This is a genomic window from Paenibacillus sp. FSL W7-1287 (assembly GCF_038004245.1).
In the GTDB taxonomy this organism is placed as follows: Bacteria; Bacillota; Bacilli; order Paenibacillales; family Paenibacillaceae; genus Pristimantibacillus; species Pristimantibacillus camelliae.
Genome location: NZ_JBBORD010000001.1, coordinates 2,790,514 through 2,805,558, shown reverse-complemented (window position 1 = coordinate 2,805,558; position 15,045 = coordinate 2,790,514). Strand labels below are relative to the sequence as shown.

11 protein-coding genes are annotated in these 15,045 nt (G+C 44.5%); 10 read left to right on the top strand and 1 reads right to left on the bottom strand.

The window, feature by feature from the left end; all coding sequences use genetic code 11:
- The first annotated feature begins 13 nt into the window (after positions 1–13).
- From carA to ltrA, 9 genes are all read left to right on the top strand, one after another.
- The gene (carA, locus tag NSQ99_RS12810) at positions 14–1,153 is read left to right on the top strand and encodes a glutamine-hydrolyzing carbamoyl-phosphate synthase small subunit (RefSeq protein WP_340837030.1); all 1,140 of its coding nucleotides are present in this window, start codon (positions 14–16) and stop codon (positions 1,151–1,153) included.
- Positions 1,146–4,367, top strand: coding sequence for a carbamoyl-phosphate synthase large subunit (gene carB, locus NSQ99_RS12805; RefSeq protein ID WP_340837029.1), 3,222 nt, complete (start codon positions 1,146–1,148; stop codon positions 4,365–4,367). Before carA ends, carB begins: the two co-directional genes overlap by 8 nt.
- Before the next feature lie 101 nt (positions 4,368–4,468).
- Positions 4,469–5,200 carry an orotidine-5'-phosphate decarboxylase gene (gene pyrF, locus NSQ99_RS12800; RefSeq protein ID WP_251665647.1) on the top strand — a complete coding sequence of 244 codons (732 nt, stop codon included), beginning with the start codon at positions 4,469–4,471 and terminating at the stop codon, positions 5,198–5,200.
- Complete coding sequence (pyrE, locus tag NSQ99_RS12795; protein WP_340837027.1) at positions 5,193–5,843, top strand: orotate phosphoribosyltransferase; 651 nt, start codon at positions 5,193–5,195, stop codon at positions 5,841–5,843. Before pyrF ends, pyrE begins: the two co-directional genes overlap by 8 nt.
- A 229-nt stretch (positions 5,844–6,072) precedes the next feature.
- Positions 6,073–6,786 (top strand): ABC transporter ATP-binding protein, encoded by a 714-nt coding sequence (locus tag NSQ99_RS12790; protein WP_340837025.1) that lies wholly within the window; start codon positions 6,073–6,075, stop codon positions 6,784–6,786.
- Entirely contained in the window at positions 6,749–7,822 is a 1,074-nt protein-coding gene (locus tag NSQ99_RS12785) for an efflux RND transporter periplasmic adaptor subunit (RefSeq protein ID WP_340837022.1), read from the top strand. Before NSQ99_RS12790 ends, NSQ99_RS12785 begins: the two co-directional genes overlap by 38 nt.
- A gap of 3 nt (positions 7,823–7,825) precedes the next feature.
- On the top strand, positions 7,826–10,696 hold the full coding sequence (locus NSQ99_RS12780; protein WP_340837020.1) for an ABC transporter permease: 2,871 nt from the start codon (positions 7,826–7,828) through the stop codon (positions 10,694–10,696).
- Positions 10,697–10,699: 3 nt separating this feature from the next.
- Positions 10,700–11,704 (top strand): ABC transporter ATP-binding protein, encoded by a 1,005-nt coding sequence (locus NSQ99_RS12775; protein WP_251665643.1) that lies wholly within the window; start codon positions 10,700–10,702, stop codon positions 11,702–11,704.
- Between the two features lie 611 nt (positions 11,705–12,315).
- A complete protein-coding gene (gene ltrA / locus NSQ99_RS12770; RefSeq protein WP_340835877.1) occupies positions 12,316–13,608 on the top strand; it encodes a group II intron reverse transcriptase/maturase in 1,293 nt (430 codons plus the stop codon).
- Between the two features lie 197 nt (positions 13,609–13,805).
- Here ltrA and NSQ99_RS12765 read toward each other — a convergent pair whose 3' ends face one another.
- Positions 13,806–14,225: a DUF4830 domain-containing protein gene (locus NSQ99_RS12765; protein WP_251665642.1), complete on the bottom strand. Its 420-nt coding sequence runs from the start codon at positions 14,223–14,225 to the stop codon at positions 13,806–13,808.
- Positions 14,226–14,750: 525 nt separating this feature from the next.
- Here NSQ99_RS12765 and NSQ99_RS12760 point away from each other — a divergent pair.
- Positions 14,751–15,008: a hypothetical protein gene (locus tag NSQ99_RS12760; RefSeq protein WP_340837018.1), complete on the top strand. Its 258-nt coding sequence runs from the start codon at positions 14,751–14,753 to the stop codon at positions 15,006–15,008.
- Positions 15,009–15,045: the final 37 nt, after the last annotated feature.

Below are 15,045 nucleotides of genomic sequence, written 5' to 3'. Positions count from 1 at the left end.
AGGAGTGAAACGGATGCAAGCTAGATTATTGTTAGAAGATGGAACGTTATTTACTGGAGTATCCTTTGGAGCTGAAACCGAGAAAGTCGGAGAGGTTGTTTTTAATACAGGTATGACAGGCTATCAAGAGCTGCTGTCTGACCCTTCCTACTGTGGGCAAATCGTGACGATGACTTACCCACTAATTGGCAACTACGGCATTACACGCGATGACTTTGAAGCAATTCGTCCTAACCTATTTGGGATGGCTGTTCGTCGCTATGAGCCAATTCCAAGCAACTGGCGCGCACAGTTCTCTCTTGGAGAGCTATTGAAGGAGTATGAAATCCCTGCGATTGCTGGCATCGATACACGCATGCTTACACGTAAAATTCGTCAGTTTGGTTCTATGAAAGGTATTCTTACTACTGGTCAAGAGCATGTAGAAGAGCTGCTAGAGCGTATGAAAGCTACACCTGTACTTACTGATCAAGTTGCGCGTACATCTACAGAATTCGTATACTCTGTGCCTGGAAGAAAAGAGCGCATCGTTCTCCTAGATTGTGGTTCAAAAAATGGTATCGTACATGAGCTTGCTCAACGTAATTGCGATATTATCGTCGTACCGCACAATACAACGGCAGAAGAAATTCGTCGCCTAGCACCAGATGGTGTTCAGCTGTCTAACGGCCCTGGGGACCCGAAAGACAATATGCATGTCGTTGAAACGATTAAGCAGCTGCTTGGCGAATTCCCAATCTTCGGAATTTGTCTAGGTCATCAGCTGTTCGCACTCGCTTGCGGCGCAGATACGAACAAGCTTAAATTCGGTCATCGTGGCGGTAATCACCCAGTTAAAGAATTGGAAACGGGTCGCTGCTACATTACATCACAAAATCACAGCTATGCTGTTACCGAGCAATCAATTGAAGGTACAGACTTAATTGTTACTCATATTAACAACAACGATAAAACAATCGAAGGTATAAAACATAAAAATTACCCAGCTTTCTCTGTGCAATATCACCCAGAGGCAGCGCCTGGGCCTAATGATACAAGTCACTTGTTCGATCAATTTATCGAAATGATTCGCAAGCATAAGCAAGAGAATCCACAAAAACCTCGCCAAGCTGTATTGTCTGAAAAATTGAGAGGAGAACTAACAAATGCCTAAAAATACGAAACTAAAAAAGATTCTAGTTATTGGTTCTGGTCCAATTGTTATCGGGCAGGCGGCTGAGTTCGACTATGCAGGAACTCAAGCATGTCAAGCATTGAAAGAAGAAGGCTATGAGGTTGTACTTATTAACAGCAACCCTGCTACCATTATGACGGATACAAACATGGCTGATAAAGTTTACATCGAGCCAATTACACTTGATTTTGTATCACAAATTATTCGTCAAGAGCGTCCTGACGGCTTACTGCCTACACTAGGCGGTCAAACAGGTCTTAACATGGCTGTTGAGCTTGCTCGCGCAGGAGTGCTTGAGCAAGAAAATGTGAAGCTGCTCGGTACACAGCTGACTGCAATTGAAAAAGCAGAGGACCGTGACCTTTTCCGTGAGCTTATGAGAGAATTGGAGCAGCCAGTTCCAGAGAGTGATATCGTTACAACGGTAGAAGAAGCAGTAAGCTTCGCCAACACAATCGGCTATCCAATTATTGTTCGTCCTGCGTACACACTTGGTGGAACAGGCGGCGGGATTTGTGCGAATGAAGAAGAGCTTCGTGAGACGGTTGCATCTGGTATTCGCTACTCTCCAATTAACCAATGTCTAATTGAAAAATCAATTGCAGGCATGAAGGAAATTGAATATGAAGTTATGCGTGATGCGAACGACAACTGTATCGTTGTATGTAATATGGAAAACTTCGACCCAGTCGGTGTGCATACGGGAGATTCCATCGTATTAGCACCATCTCAAACACTATCAGATCGTGAATATCAAATGCTTCGCAGCGCATCATTGAAAATTATTCGTGCATTGAACATCGAGGGCGGATGTAACGTACAGTTCGCACTTGATCCACATAGCTTCCAATATTATGTGATCGAGGTTAACCCTCGTGTATCTCGCTCATCTGCACTTGCTTCTAAAGCTACAGGCTATCCAATTGCTAAGATGGCAGCGAAAATCGCGATCGGTTATACGCTGGACGAAATTGTTAACCCAGTAACAGGTCAAACCTATGCATGCTTTGAGCCTGCACTTGACTATATCGTATCAAAAATTCCACGCTGGCCATTCGACAAGTTCGTTGATGCGAACCGTAAGCTTGGAACGCAAATGAAAGCAACTGGCGAGGTTATGGCTATCGGTCGTACCTTTGAAGAATCTATGCACAAAGCTGTTCGTTCACTTGAAATTGGTGTGCATCGTATTCACTTGAAAGAAGCAACTGAGCTGACTGATGATGTACTGCGTGCGCGTTTGCTTAAACCAGACGATGAGCGTCTGTTCTTGGTCGCTGAGGCATTCCGCCGCGGCTATGCATTGCAGGAAATTCAAGATATTACGAAAATCGACTGGTGGTTCCTTGATAAGATTGAAGGAATCGTGAAGTTTGAGGATAAGTTGCGTACGACAGCTGAGCTTTCAGAGGAACTGTTGTATGAAGCGAAGCGTATGGGCTTCTCCGACCGCTCTATTGCTGAAATTCGTCAAGAAGGCTTCGCAGGAGGCGTATATACGAACGAGCATGACATTCGTGAGTATCGTAAATCACTCCAAATGGTGCCTGTATATAAAATGGTAGACACTTGTGCAGCAGAGTTCGAAGCTGTTACACCGTACTACTACTCAACCTATGAGGTTGAAAATGAAGTGACTGAATCTGCTAAGCAGAAAATTTTAGTGCTTGGCTCTGGTCCTATCCGGATCGGTCAAGGTATTGAGTTTGACTACTCAACGGTACATGCGGTATGGGCAATTCAGCATGCTGGCTATGAAGCGGTTATTATTAACAACAACCCTGAGACAGTATCGACGGACTTTAGCACATCTGATCGCTTGTACTTTGAGCCGCTATTCTTCGAGGATGTAATGAATGTTATTGAGCAAGAGAAGCCGATTGGGGTTATCGTTCAGTTCGGAGGACAAACAGCAATTAACCTTGCTGCTCCACTAGCAAAAGCAGGCGTTAACATTCTTGGCTCCAGCCTCGAAAGCATTGACACAGCCGAGGATCGTAAAAAATTCGAGGCGCTACTTCGCAGCTTGAATGTGGCACAGCCTGAAGGAAGCACGGTAACCTCTGTAGATGAAGCAGTAGAAACTGCGCAACGTCTTGGTTATCCAGTACTCGTTCGTCCATCCTATGTACTAGGCGGACGTGCAATGGAAATCGTCTACTCTGATGCTGATCTGCTTAGCTACATGAAGGTCGCAGTAAAAATTAATCCGGAGCATCCAGTATTGATTGACCGCTATATGCTCGGGAAGGAAGCGGAAGTTGACGCGATTTGCGACGGCGAGACTGTACTAATCCCAGGTATTATGGAGCATGTAGAGCGTGCAGGTGTTCACTCTGGTGACTCAATCGCCGTGTATCCTCCACAATCTCTGTCTGATGATATTAAGCAGCAAATTGTCGATATTACGATTAAGGTTTCCAAAGCATTGAAGGTTATTGGACTAGTAAACATTCAATTCGTAATCCATGACGAAAAAGTATATGTGATCGAGGTTAACCCTCGTTCATCACGTACCGTGCCATTCCTGAGCAAGGTAACGAATATTCCGATGGCTAATGTAGCGACTCGCGCGATCTTGAACGAGAAGCTAGCTGATCTTGGTTACGTGGATGGCTTATGGAAGGAAGACGATCATGTATCGGTAAAAGTACCTGTATTCTCCTTCGCTAAGCTTCGTCGTGTTGACCCAACATTGACGCCTGAGATGAAATCTACAGGTGAGGTAATGGGACGAGATGAGCAATATGCGAAAGCATTGTACAAAGGGTTGATCGGTGCAGGAATGAAAATTCCTAATGCCGGTACAATTCTAGTAACGGTGAGCGATAAGGACAAGGCTGAAGCAGTTGAGCTAATGCGCGGATTCTCTAACTGTGGCTATAAACTAATGGCTACAGGTGGAACAGCGGATGCACTTGAAGCAGCTGGTCTTTATGTAGAACGTGTGAACAAGCTAAGCGAGGGCACACCGAATATTCTAGATCATATTCGTGAAGGTCGCGCACAATTTGTGATCAATACACTTACAAAGGGTAAAACGCCTGAACGTGATGGCTTCCGCATTCGTCGTGAAGCAGTAGAAAATGGTGTCGTTGTCATGACTTCTCTAGATACAGTGCGCGCACTGCTATCTATGATGCAAACGATCAATTTCTCTTCACGCTCAATGCCTGTGTCTCATCAAAAATAATAGGTAACAAGCTCGATGCTACTTCACTTGTGAGGTAGCATCGAGGACTATATAGCGCTTTTTATACGAAAGGCTTGTAACGAAACCGAGGAGGAATAACAATGGCATTAACAAATGCTGAAGCAGCGGCAAAAGTAATGGTGGCGCTTGATTACCCACAGGCTTCCGAGGCTGAGCAGCTGCTGGAGCAAATTAGCGGCATTCCTTGTTATATTAAAGTAGGAATGCAGCTGTTTTATGCAGCGGGACCATCCTTCGTGGAAGGCTTGAAAAAGCGCGGCTTTAACGTATTTCTAGATCTAAAAATGCATGACATTCCTAACACCGTAAAGGGTGGAGCGGCTAGCATTGCATCCCTTGGAGTAGATATGTTCAATGTACATGCAGCAGGTGGGCAAGCGATGATGGAAGCTGCGATGGAAGGGGTGCAATCGGTCTGTGGTTCGAAGCAACGTCCTGTCGTCATCGCGGTAACACAGCTAACAAGCACATCTCAGCAAGTGATGAATGAACAGATCGGTATCGCGGGTACAGTTGAAGCAGCAGTGCTTCGTTATGCTCAATTGACGAAGCAGGCAGGTCTTGATGGGGTCGTTGCTTCTCCTTCAGAGGTATTATCGATTAAACAAGTGTGCGGTCAGCAATTTCAGACGATTACACCAGGGATTCGTCCAACAGGAGCTGCGCTCAATGATCAGTCACGCATTATGACTCCAAGTGAGGCACTTCAACAAGGCACGGATTATATGGTAATTGGTCGACCGATCACTGCTGCCAGTGATCCACGCCAAGCATTAGAATCTATTATTGAGGAGTTGGTTGCACATGAGTAACACAGTTTTAGAGCAATTAGCAAAAGACATTGCCACATCATTGCTAGACATTGAAGCGGTAGCATTGAAACCGAATGATCCATTTACATGGACATCTGGCATTAAATCACCGATATATTGCGACAATCGGTTAACGATGACATATCCTGACATCCGTAATAAAGTCGCTGAAGGCTTTGTCACGCTCATCCAGCAGCTTTATCCTGATGCAGAGGTTATTGCAGGTACATCAACAGCCGGCATACCTCACGCTGCATGGGTGGCTCAAAAGCTAAATCTGCCAATGGCGTACATTCGTGATAAAGCGAAAGGTCATGGCAAGCAAAATCAAATCGAGGGCCGTATCCATCCTGGACAAAAGGTCGTCGTGATCGAGGATCTTATCTCAACTGGCGGCAGCTCGATAAAGGCAGCACTGGCTGTACGGGAAGCAGGAGCGGAGCCGCTTGCGGTGCTTGCGATATTTACTTATCAATTCCAATCAGCAATTGATGCTTTTTCGGAAGCTGGAATTCCACTTCATACATTATCTAATTACACTGCATTAATTGAGCAGGCCGTTGCTTCCGGGAAAATAGCAGAGTCAGATGTTGCGGCGCTGCAAGCATGGCGTGAAAATCCAAAAGCATTTGGAAATGCATAGTATATATAGGAAATGAGCAGCTTCGTTAAGCACATCTGAATAATACAGCAAAGGCTATTTCTATTCGTAGGCATCGAATGAAGTAGCCTTTGCTGTTTGCCTCTATGTAATATTCATCGGTATATGAAAGATACGTAAAATTTTACAGAAATATTGCAGAAGCTGTAACCTTTTTGGCTTGGTTAACGTCTGTACAATAGATTACGTGTGGGGAGTGTCGTGAAATCTAATGAAGAAGGAACAAGAAGTACATAATGATGCCGCAAGCAACGCTCCTTTACTACAAGTAAAGGATATGGAGCGCAGCTTTCAGGTCGGCAGTAAAGAGCTTCATGTACTGAAAGGTATTAATATGGTCGTTCAGCGACAGCAGCTCGTTATGCTTAAGGGTCGCTCTGGATCAGGAAAAACTACATTATTGAACAGCTTGGGTGGGCTGGATACGCCAAGCAAAGGGATGATTTACTTTAATGGCAAGCCTTTCAGTACATTAAGCGACAAACAACGTACAGCAATTAGGCGAGATGAGATGGGCTTCATCTTTCAAGCATTTGCGCTTATGCCTTTGCTGTCTGCGTATGAGAATGTTGAGCTCTCCTTGCGTATGGCGAATAAGCCGAAAAAGGAATGGAAAGAGCGAATAGAAGAATGTTTAACGCTAGTAGGCCTAGAAAAGAGAATGCATCATCGGCCGTTCGAGCTATCAGGCGGTGAGCAGCAGCGTGTCGCTATTGCCAAAGCCATCGCTCATCGACCGATTCTTTTGCTTGCGGATGAGCCAACAGCAGAACTTGATACAGCAATGTCAGCACAAGTGATGGCATTATTTCAAAACATTATTAGAACAGAACAAATATCAATATGTATGACGACTCATGATCCTACAATTTTGGAGGTTGCAGACCATGTTTATGAGATGGTGGATGGAAAATTTATATCGTAAAGCTAGTATCGTACTAATAGTCGCAGCAGTTTTTTTAAGTGGCTGCAGTTTACTTCCAAGTGAAAAAGAAGAAGAGGTGCTTCCAGAAATTAAGCCTCCTCAAATATCGCAAAAACCTGAATATACTGTACAATCTAAAACATTAGAATCTACTGTGTCCGTGATGGGTAAGGTCATCTCGCTTGAAGAAGAGACCGTATATTTTACAACTGGCGATCATAATGTGATGGACGTATATGTGAAGACGGGAGATCAAGTACAAGCAGGTGATACGATTGCCGTGCTTGATATGACTGAGCTGGAAAAAACACTGCGTATGGAAAAGCTGTCATTTCAACGTGATGAGCTTGCGATGAAGGAGCTGCTTCGAACACGTGATGAGATGGATCAGTCAGACTTTGAGCAGCAGCGTATAGCGTTTGAAGAAAAACGTCAAAAGCTTGCGGACATGGAAGCTGATATTGCGAAAGCAACCATTACAGCTCCATTTTCTGGTACGATCGTTTCCTTGTCTGTGAAGAAGGGAGATCTTGTAAAGGCGTATGATCCGATCGCGATTGTTGCTAATACAAATCTGCTCGTTCCTGCATCAAAGCTTAATAAAACGGAGCAAGAAAAAATCGCAGTTGGAATGGAGGCTACAGTCACCATTTCTAATGGCGGTTCAATTAAAGGTAAGGTTAAGCAGCTTCCAGTAAAAACAACTGAATCTTCAGGTGGCGGTAACGGAGGCCCAGGTGGAGGCAATGCTGACATTGAAAGAATAGAAGACTTTATGATTATCGATGTGGACAGCTTGCCTGAAGGTGCTACACGAGGAATTCCTGCTTCGATTAAAGTGGTGACCAAACGTACGGAAAATGCAATCGTTATTCCACCTTCTGCACTTCGCAGCATCGGCAATCGTACGTATGTACAGGTCGTTGATGAAAATGGCAACAAACGTGAGGTGGATGTAGAGGTTGGACAGCAAACCGCTACAGATGTCGAAATATTACAGGGACTGAAGGCTGGTCAGAAAGTAGTAGGTCGATAATCGATGAGACTTCCTTTCTTTCGCTTTATATTCCGTAAAATGTGGAATACTCGCTGGCTCACGATTAGTACATTAGCTGGACTTATCGTTGCTGTCGCATTTGCCACGAGTATACCGATGTATGCGGATGGTGCTTTAAAGCGTGTAATTGCTAAGCAGCTTGAGAATGACAGTGTAGACTCGCCTGCTGGCTCTTTACTTATGAAATATCAAGGGGTCGCATCAACACCTACGAACTTAGAAGGACTTAAGGCGGTAGAGCAATATATACAAGTTGACCTGCCAGAGATCATTGGTTTTGACCATCATACCTTTGCTCAGCAATACGGAATTCGCAGCAGTAATGTGCTTCCGACAGATACCTCTCTAATCGATGCAAGTCGTACACGTACGCTTGCGATTCAAAGCATGAGTGGACTGCAGGAGCATAATGAGCTTGTGCAAGGTCAATGGTTTAAGGACACAGTAGATGGCAGTGGAGTAATTGAGGCAGTCATGCTTGAGGAAGGGATGTTCCGTAACGATGTACATGTAGGAGATCTCTATCAGTACCGGATTGGAAACAGCTCTCAATCTCTGCTCGTAAAAGTAGTAGGGGCTATTACACCGACTGACATGACTGATTCGTACTGGATGCTCGGATTAGAAAGCAATTTTACAACGTTGTTTATCTCCGAGAAGGTTATGAAGGAGCATATATTAGAAAAGCAAAAGATCGTTCTTCAAAACGCTGCTTGGTATTATAATTTTGATCTTACACAAATTCAAAGCAGTCAAATTAACCCGCTTGCTTCTACATTAAGTAGACTTGACATTGAGCTGTACCAACGATTAAAGGATACGCGTGTCGATAAGTCGTTTGCTGAAACGCTAGATCAATTCCGTAAGCAAAGCACGCAGCTGCAATCGCTATTGTTCACATTAGCTGCACCTATGCTAGCCATGGTGTTCTACTTTATTACAATGAATGCGAAGCAGGCACTTGATAAGCAGCGAAGCGATATCGCGGTGCTGCGCAGTCGGGGGGCCGGTACTAGGCAAATTGTCTCGATGTATATTATTGAAAGCTTGATGCTAGGCTTCGTTGCGCTGATCGTTGGTCCGTTACTCGGATACTTTATGTCCAAAGCGATCGGTTCAGCAGACGGATTTCTCCATCTTGTAAACCGTAAATCGATAACGATTGGTTTTTCTGTGGAGACTGTAATCGCTGGTCTTGTAGCAGTCTTTATTGCGATGCTGGCTACGATTGTTCCTGCCATACAATATGCAAGAGCTTCTATCGTAAGCTATAAACAAGATTTGGCTCGTTCAGATAAAAAGCCTTTCTGGCAAAAATGGTATCTTGATGTGCTGCTTGTTTTATTATCCGCGTATGGATGGTATTTATTTAATGAACGTCAATTACTGTCGCTAAATACAGGACTTGGTGCAGAAGAGATGCAGGTTCAGCCATTCTTATTCTTTATTCCAGCTATTGCAATCTTTGCAGTTGGTCTCGTCTGCTTACGAGTATTCCCTTGGATATTAGCGCTGTTCAAATGGCTGGGTAAAAAATACTTGCCAGTATCGTTGTATTTAACACTTACACAGCTTTCTCGTTCTTCTAAAGGCTACTATCCATTAATGACATTGCTTATTCTAACGATCGGGCTAGGTGTATATAACGCTTCAGCTGCCAGAACGATTGATCTTAACTCCACCGAGCGTACGCTCTACCAATACGGTACGGATGTCGTTATTCAAACGGTATGGGACGGTGTTCCAGAACGTACGCCTACACCAACACAGCAGCCTGGTGGCGGCGGTGGTGGCAACGGTGGTGGCGGCAACGGTGGTGGTGGCGGTGGCAACGGTAATCAGCCACCTGCAAAAATACTGTATAGTGAGCCGCCATTTGAGCTATTCCGTTCCAGTCCAGGTGTAACTGCTGCAGCACGAGTGCTGCAAACACAAAGCAATATTGTTGTTTCGGGTAAGACAGTAGGAAAAGGCAATATTATGGGGATTGACAATAAAGACTTTTCTGAGGTCGCTTGGTTCGGGGATGAATTGTATCCCGTTCATCCTGCATATTACTTATCGTATTTAGGTGAATACGAGCATGGTGCCATTATCCCGCAAAATATTGCTGATAAATATCAGATGAAGGTCGGCGACTATGTAACAGTTAACTTTACAGATGGTTCAGTTGAATTTTCGGTGGTGGGTATCGTGCCTTATTGGCCTAGCTTATACCCTGATGAAGAACCTTTCCTTATTGCCAACTTGGACTATATCTATGATCAGCTTCCTTTAATTCCTTATGAGGTATGGTTAAAGATGGAGCCTGATGCTCCAGTTGCTCCGATCTATGAATCGTTAATTGCAGCAAATATGGAAGTAGCAAGCGTGAAGGATGTACGAAATGAACTTATTATCCAATCCAAGCTTCCTACACGTGGCGGGGTATTTGGTATTCTAAGCTTAGGCTTCCTAGTTACTGTTGCAATTACGCTTGCAGGCTATCTGCTATATTGGTTCTTCAACTTGTCTGGTCGTGTCGTACAGTTCGGTGTGCTGCGAGCGATGGGTCTTTCTAAGGCACAGCTTACGAGCATGCTGCTTCTTGAGCAGCTCTTTACAGCTGGACTTGCGATAGGCTTAGGCTTTGGGATCGGTAAGCTAGTCAGTTATATCTTCCTGCCGTTCCTACAGACAGCAGATTCTGCAACGAAGACGGTACCGCCATTCCGAGTTATCTTCCAAGCAAGCGATACGAACCAATTAATTATGGTCGTAACGGTAATGATGCTAATAGGTGCTACCTTCTTGTTCTTGCATATTCGTAAGCTGAAGGTACATCAGGCAGTGAAGATGGGAGAGGAGCGCTAACGGATGATACATTGTGAAGGGCTAGTCAAAATATACAAAACAGATGATCTAGAGGTTGTCGCGTTGCAGGGCTTGAATCTGTCTGTCTCGCAAGGCGAGCTTATGGCGATCATCGGTAATAGCGGAAGCGGAAAGTCAACGCTTCTGAATACGCTGGGCGGTCTTGACCGCCCCTCTGCGGGACAGGTAAGAGTAGGGAAGTGGGATCTGCTTAAAATGACCGAAGAGCAGCTTGTCGAGTATAAACGCGACACAGTAGGGTTCATCTGGCAAAACAATGCACGAAACCTGCTACCCTATCTAACCGCACTTGAGAACGTGGAAATGCCGATGATGCTCTCAGGTAAGCTGGATCGCGAATACGCGAAGCAGCTGCTCGAGTGGGTCGGACTAGGTCATCGTATGAACAACAAGCTTCATCAGCTATCAGGTGGTGAGCAGCAGCGTGTAGCGATCGCCATCTCTTTATCTAACCGTCCACAGCTTCTGCTTGCCGATGAGCCGACGGGATCAGTAGATACGGCTACCTCAGATATGATCATGAACATATTCCGTAAGCTTAACAAAGAGATCGGCGTTACGATTGTTATCGTTACGCATGATATGGAGCTAGCAAGTCAGGTTGATCGTGTCGTGGCGATCCGGGATGGATTGACGAGTACGGAATTCGTAAAGCATAATCCAGAACTTGGAGCAGCTAAGGATGGATTCGTTTCCTTCTCATCTCATCGTGGCGACAATGCTGCGCATGTCGCATACGTTGTCGTTGACCGAGTCGGAAGACTACAGGTGCCTAAAGAGTATCTGAAGGCAATGAACATTAAGGACAAGGTGCTAATGGAGTTTGACGGCGAGAAGCTCACGATCACATCTCCAGAGCAGCCGGCAAAGGCTGAATCTCAGGCTGAGGAAGAAGCTCCTAAGGATGAAGCAAGTGATGCAAATGATAGTAAGGCTGAGACAGCAGAAAGCGATGTGAGCGTCGCTGAGGTAGCTCATAAGCGCTAACTAATCATCATAATATCTAAATGCATAGCAGGATGGAAAAAATGTACGCATTTTTTTCCATCCTGCTTTTTTGTGTGGGCGTGCCCAGAGGCACGCATTATCTAGTTGGTGAAAGTCCAACCGAAGGAGGGGCCAAGCCACCTTTGTAGCTAGGGTACCTGCGTATGGCGAAATCTGTACGTAGAAGCGTATCGACGAAAGTACCTGTCAGAGATAGGGCGAGCAACATACCAGGCTGTAACATAAAGTGAATCCTGCCGCGTCGTTAAAAAGGCCTTGCAAAAGGGAAAAGGGGAAGCCGAGTCTCGCTAAATTAGACGAAGGCCAAGGAAGCTGCACAAGAACTTGGAACAACAGTGAAGAATCCTCCGGCGTATGGGGAGCTGCATGGTATGAAAGATAATGCAGTGAACTGGGGAGACCCTCCCCTGCACAGAAAAAAAAAAAAAAAAAAACTGTAAAGAGATACTCTATAAGCCCAAAAAGCGAAATGAGTCATCTGCAGGAAGGGAGTCCGAGGGGCTCATAGTACCTAAGAATCTCAGGACAACATAACCTGTGGGAGGAAAGGAGCCCTGCTTTGTTCAAGCTATTTAAGGAGGTACGAGTGAGTGAATGCCAAAAGGCTAACAACACCAAAGGAAAAAGTTCAACAACTCCAAGAAAAGCTAGGTCATGCAGCCAAGGAGAACAAAAAGCGTAAATTCCACGCTTTGTATGACAAAATCTATGCATGGAATACATTGGGGGAAGCTTGGAACCGAGTACGGGCAAACAAAGGAGCAGCTGGAGTCGATGGTGAAACATTGGCGAATATCGAAAAGATAGGCGTCGAGGCGTTTCTACATGACTGTCAAAAGCAACTAGAACAAGGGAATTACCATCCCGAGCCTGTAAGACGGCAATACATTCCGAAGAAGGATGGGAAGCAACGTCCGCTAGGTATTCCAACCGTGCGAGATCGAGTCATACAAATGGCAACAAAACTCATGATTGAGCCCATATTTGAAACTGACTTTCAAGAATCCTCTTATGGTTTTCGACCGAAGCGCAGTGCTAAGCAAGCGCTAGATCGTATACGAAAGGCATGCAACCGTAAAGGTAACTGGGTGATCGACGTCGACATCCAAGGCTACTTTGACAACATTAATCAAGAGAAACTGATGAAGTTGGTGGAAATGCGAATCAATGACAGACGAGTTCTGAAACTCATTCGCAAATGGTTGCAAGCTGGTGTAATGGAGGAAGGACAAGTCCGACGTTCAGATTTAGGCACACCTCAAGGTGGAGTCATTAGCCCGCTATTGGCGAATATCTATCTGAATTATTTCGATGTGATATGGGAACGACATGGTAAAGCATTAGGTGAACTTACGAGGTACGCAGATGATTTTGTCGTCGTGTGCAAAACCAAGAAAGATGCCGACCATGCGTTTAAGTTGATTAGAGCCATTATGGAACGATTAGAACTAACGCTGCACCCTACAAAAACTCGAATCATCGGTCTATGGACAGGGGAAGAAGGTTTTGATTTTCTCGGTATGCACCATCGAAAAACGAAGGCAGAAACGTCAACGGGTAAAATATACTATACTACTCAACAATGGCTGACAACGAAAGCAGAAGAACGGATACGGGAAGTGGTCAAAGAAAGATTAGCGCCCCCACGTATGCGTGTCATCTCCTTCGCAGACCATGTGAAATGGTTAAACCCAAAGATTCAAGGATGGCGTAATTATTATTACACTTCCTACAGTCAGTTAAAACTAGCTAAGCTAGATTGGTATATTTTACAACGATTCACAAGATGGTACGCCAAGAAGAGACAGCGAAGAAGATGGATGAGCTCATTTCATGAAGTAAAGTTTATAGCCAAGCAAGTTGGATTAAAAACACTATTGTAATCTGCATGCGCATGAAAGAAGAACATCGGAAAGCCGTATGAGGGAAAACTTCACGTACGGTTTGATGAGGAGAGACTGAAATAAAATTCAGCCTTTTACTCTAGAACATTGTAGCCCAATAATTATTGATTGCTATTTGCAGACACAATCACATTTGGAATAGATATCGCGGTTGGCATAACGTTTCACTAAGAAATTCATGGTGTAATAATCCCTTCTTTCATCAATCTTTCTTTATCAGTAAGAGCGAATCTCCCTGGTGTCCAGCTTTCTAAGGCGCCACTGCCTCCAATGATCTCACCGTCTAATTCATAAATGGAGGCATACACTTTCTCTCCAGAAGCCTGTCTTTCCTCCAGCACATAACCCGTAATATAAAGTTCTTGTCCTCTATAAGGCTCTAAATCTAAACCTGAAGAAATACGCAACGATTCAATACGTTCAGGATAATAATTCATGACTTCACTATTCTCACTAAGCTTCTCTTGAATGTGCCATCCATAGGATTCTAAATATTGAATATGGACATCTAATAATTCATCAGGGGTTTCTTTATTACAGCCAGTTAATAGAGTAACACTACAACAAAGCAATATAATGAGTATTTTTGTACTCACAAAACTCACCCTCCCTTAATTATCCAGTTGTTAATAATAACGCTAGCAAAGTTTACATAGTTGCACACTATATTGAAAAGGCACAGGTCAGCCTGACGTTCTCAGACCGTATAAGGCACGTCGACGACTTCTGAACATAAATACCTATCTAACATTAGTTAGGTGTGAGAAAGGAAGCTAGAGTCTATGATAAGCACTCCAACGGACGATGAGACTGTTATCGAAGAAACTAAGCCCTAGTGAATTATAAGGTGAAGAGGACTAAGCAGATACAACCTACAAAGACGCTCCAGCGGAGTCAGGGTGAAGAGGACTACGCAGATACAACCTACAAAGACGCTCCAGCGGAGTAAGGTGAAGAGAACTACGAAGCACAAGCCCCAACAAACTCTCCAGCGGAGTAAACAATGAGAGCGTAAAAGCGAAGCGTTTGCCTTTGTCCACTGATTTCTACATATAATATTCTTCAAGAAATCAGTGGACAACAGCAATTGGAGCCTCATTGTTTACGGAGCGCTGAAATCAGTGGACAACAGCAAATGGAGCCTTATTGTTTACGGAGCGCTGAAATCAGTGGACAACAGCAATTGGAGCCTTATTGTTTACGGAGCGCTGAAATCAGTGGACAACAGCAAATGGAGCCTCATTGTTTACGGAGCGCTGAAATCAGTGGACAACAGCAAATGGAGCCTCATTGTTTACGGAGCGCTGAAATCAGTGGACAACAGCAAATGGAGCCTCATTGTTTACGGAGCGCTAAAATCAGAGGACAACAGCAATTGAAGCCTCAATGTTCACGTAGCGCTGAATGAAGCTGCAT

What these genes read in the sequence shown, in the direction of transcription:
- NSQ99_RS12790 (WP_340837025.1), top strand. Translation starts at nt 6,073, where the DNA reads ATGAAGAAGGAACAAGAAGTACATAATGATGCCGCAAGCAACGCTCCT.
- NSQ99_RS12775 (WP_251665643.1), top strand. Translation starts at nt 10,700, where the DNA reads ATGATACATTGTGAAGGGCTAGTCAAAATATACAAAACAGATGATCTA.
- carB (WP_340837029.1), top strand. Translation starts at nt 1,146, where the DNA reads ATGCCTAAAAATACGAAACTAAAAAAGATTCTAGTTATTGGTTCTGGT.
- pyrF (WP_251665647.1), top strand. Translation starts at nt 4,469, where the DNA reads ATGGCATTAACAAATGCTGAAGCAGCGGCAAAAGTAATGGTGGCGCTT.
- NSQ99_RS12785 (WP_340837022.1), top strand. Translation starts at nt 6,749, where the DNA reads ATGTTTATGAGATGGTGGATGGAAAATTTATATCGTAAAGCTAGTATC.
- NSQ99_RS12780 (WP_340837020.1), top strand. Translation starts at nt 7,826, where the DNA reads ATGAGACTTCCTTTCTTTCGCTTTATATTCCGTAAAATGTGGAATACT.
- carA (WP_340837030.1), top strand. Translation starts at nt 14, where the DNA reads ATGCAAGCTAGATTATTGTTAGAAGATGGAACGTTATTTACTGGAGTA.
- pyrE (WP_340837027.1), top strand. Translation starts at nt 5,193, where the DNA reads ATGAGTAACACAGTTTTAGAGCAATTAGCAAAAGACATTGCCACATCA.